Origin of the sequence: Limnohabitans sp. (genome assembly GCF_044361985.1) — a bacterium.
Lineage (GTDB): Bacteria > Pseudomonadota > Gammaproteobacteria > Burkholderiales > Burkholderiaceae_C > Limnohabitans_A.
This window is the reverse complement of record NZ_JBIKHV010000172.1, coordinates 1-3194: the sequence shown is the minus strand read 5'-3', so window position 1 is coordinate 3194 and position 3194 is coordinate 1. Positions and strand designations below refer to the sequence as shown.

Below are 3194 nucleotides of genomic sequence, written 5' to 3'. Positions count from 1 at the left end.
GTATTGAATGCCCCCTGCCAAGGGGGCGTTTTTCATCCTGAAGGCATTTACCATGAGCAAACAATTCGACGTCGTCGTCATTGGGGGCGGTCCCGGTGGCTACATTGCAGCCATCCGTGCTGCACAACTCGGCTTCCAGGTCGCCTGCATCGACGAATGGAAAAATGCTGCGGGCGGCCCAGCCCCTGGCGGCACGTGCACCAACGTGGGTTGCATCCCCTCCAAGGCTTTGCTGCAGTCCAGTGAGCACTTTGACCACGCCAACCACCACTTTGCTGAACACGGCATCAGTGCCAAAGACGTGAAAATGGATGTGACCAAGATGCTTGCCCGCAAGGACAACGTTGTGAAGCAAAACAACGAGGGCATCTTGTATCTGCTGAAGAAAAACAAGGTCACGTTCTTCCACGGTCGCGGCAGCTTTGTCGGCAAAGCCGAAGGCGGCTACGAGATCAAAATCGCTGGGCAGACCGAAGAGGGCATCACTGGCAAACAGGTCATCATCGCCACCGGCTCCAACGCACGGGCTTTGCCTGGCACCCCGTTTGACGAGGTGAATGTATTGAGCAACGATGGCGCCTTGCGCTTGGGCGGTGTGCCTCAGAAGCTGGCCTTGATCGGCTCCGGCGTGATTGGTCTCGAAATGGGGTCGGTCTGGCGGCGTCTGGGCTCGGAAGTGACCATCCTTGAAGGTCTGCCGACCTTTTTGGGCGCTGTCGATGAACAAATTGCCAAAGAAGCCAAAAAGGCATTCGACAAGCAAGGTCTGAAGATCGAGCTGGGTGTGAAAGTCGGCGAGATCGCCAACGGCAAAAAGGGCGTGACCGTCAACTACACCAACGCCAAGGGCGAAGCGGTGGTGCTCAACGCCGACAAACTGATCATCTCGATCGGCCGCGTGCCCAATACCATCGGATTGAATACCGAATCCGTTGGCCTGCAACTGGATGAGCGCGGCGCGATTGTGGTGGACGCCGACTGCAAAACCAATCTGCCAGGCGTTTGGGCCGTGGGTGACGTGGTGCGTGGTCCGATGCTGGCGCACAAAGCTGAGGAAGAGGGCGTTGCCGTGGCCGAGCGCATCGCCGGTCAGCATGGGCACGTCAACTTCAACACCATCCCTTGGGTGATCTACACCAGCCCCGAAATCGCCTGGGTGGGCCGCACTGAGCAGCAACTCAAGGCCGATGGTGTGGCCTACAAAGCGGGCACCTTCCCGTTTCTGGCCAACGGCCGTGCCCGCGCTTTGGGCGACACGACCGGCATGGTCAAGATGCTGGCCGATGCCACGACCGACGAAATTCTGGGCGTGCACATCGTGGGCCCATCGGCTTCCGAGTTGATCGCAGAAGCCGTCGTCGCCATGGAATTTCGCGCCAGCGCAGAAGACATCGCGCGCATTTGCCATGCACATCCCAGCCTGAGTGAAGCGACCAAAGAAGCAGCTTTGGCGGTCGACAAGCGCGCACTGAACTTCTAAGCCCATGGCTCGCCTGGAACTGCGGTTTCTGGTGAGTTGGGTTAAAGTTCTGCATCCCTTTAAAACCCGGGCCTGGTCCCGGGTTTTGTTTTGAATTCAAGAGCCATCAAGCCATGTCTGTTCGTGCAGTTTACGAAGAAGAACTCCAAAAGCGCGGTTACCAAAGCGACCCTGCCCAGTTGCGCGCGATCGAAGCACTGGAGCGGTGTGCCAACGAGTGGGCGGCTTACAAATCCAAGCGTTCTAATGTCTTGAAGAAATTTCTCAGTCGCCCGCCAATCCCCAAAGGGGTTTACATGTTTGGCGGGGTCGGGCGCGGCAAGAGTTTCCTGATGGATTGTTTTTTTGCGGCGGTTCCGATTGAGCGCAAGACCCGATTGCACTTTCATGAGTTCATGCGCGAAGTGCACCGCGAACTGGCCGTCCTGCAGGGAACCGTGAACCCGCTGGACGAATTGGGCAGACGCATGGCCAAGCGCTATCGATTGATTTGCTTTGACGAATTCCATGTGGCGGACATCACCGATGCCATGATTCTGCACCGCTTGCTGGTGGCGCTGTTCGACAACGGCGTGGGCTTTGTCACCACCTCCAACTTCAAGCCAGACGGTCTTTACCCTGACGGTCTTCACCGCGACCGAATCCTGCCTGCCATTGCCTTGCTCAACGATCGCATGCAGGTGCTCAACGTGGACAACGGCACCGACTACCGCCGCCGCACGCTGGAGATGCTCAATCTTTACAACACGCCGCTGGGCGAGCAAGCCGATTCGGCGATGAACGATGCGTTCAGCCGCTTAGCCACAGGGCCCGATGAGGACACGGTTTTGCACATCGAGGCGCGTGACATCAAGGCCAGGCGCAGGTCAGGGGATGTGGTCTGGTTTGATTTTCGTGCCATTTGTGGTGGTCCGCGTTCACAAAACGATTACCTCGAAATTGCGGCTCAGTTCCACACCGTCTTGCTCAGCAATGTGCCCCACATGCCAGTCAGCATGGCTTCTGAAGCCCGGCGTTTCACCTGGCTGATCGATGTTTTGTACGACCGCCGGGTTAAATTGATCATGTCTGCGGCGGTGCCACCTGAAGGCCTGTACACCGCGGGCCCCATGTCGCACGAGTTTCCGCGCACAGTCTCACGCTTGCACGAGATGCAGTCCAGCGAATTTTTGGCGCTAGAGCACCGCATGGTCGACACGAACATCACATGAAACGTCTTGCCTTGGCGGGCTTCGCCGCATTGACCACCTCCTGGCTTGGCGCGCAGTCTTTGCTGGGCGAGCCGGAGTACATCCGCGCTGAGCGCGAAGAGCTCGCTTTGCAGCGTGAGGCGGTCATGGCGGTTTACCAAGTAGAAGCCAAAGCTTGTTGGCAAAAATTTGCAGTCAACGCCTGTCTGAGTGAAGCCCGCAGCAATCGCCGCGCTGCGCTGGAGTTGTTGCGTCAGCAAGAGCTGATTTTGAACGCACAAGAGCGTCAGTGGCGAACTGAGCAGCGCAATTTAAGACTTCAAGGCAAGCAGCCAGAAAATCGCAGCACACCATGACGGACATCACTTCCGAGGATCTTCGCTCTCCGCGTCGCCAGTTGATCGAATGGCAGATGGCGCATGCCGATCTGGATGCCCTGATTGACCAAGCTGTGCTGACGCCTCAGCCGCTGGACGAGTTGCTTTTGCGGCGTCTGAAAAAACGTCGCTTGGCTTTGCGCGATC

General features: G+C 57.7%; 4 protein-coding genes. All 4 read left to right on the top strand.

Annotated elements, in window-relative coordinates; translation table 11 throughout:
- Window positions 1–52 precede the first annotated feature (52 nt).
- On the top strand, window positions 53–1480 hold the full coding sequence (lpdA, locus tag ACIQ3A_RS14650) for a dihydrolipoyl dehydrogenase (RefSeq protein ID WP_396432459.1): 1428 nt from the start codon (window positions 53–55) through the stop codon (window positions 1478–1480).
- A gap of 113 nt (window positions 1481–1593) precedes the next feature.
- Window positions 1594–2691, top strand: a complete 1098-nt coding sequence (gene zapE, locus ACIQ3A_RS14645) for a cell division protein ZapE (RefSeq protein ID WP_396432458.1) — start codon at window positions 1594–1596, stop codon at window positions 2689–2691.
- Entirely contained in the window at window positions 2688–3026 is a 339-nt protein-coding gene (locus ACIQ3A_RS14640; protein WP_396432457.1) for a hypothetical protein, read from the top strand. Before zapE ends, ACIQ3A_RS14640 begins: the two co-directional genes overlap by 4 nt.
- Window positions 3023–3194: DUF465 domain-containing protein (locus ACIQ3A_RS14635; protein WP_396432460.1), on the top strand; the 172-nt coding region annotated here is incomplete at its 3' end. The genes ACIQ3A_RS14640 and ACIQ3A_RS14635, both read left to right, overlap by 4 nt.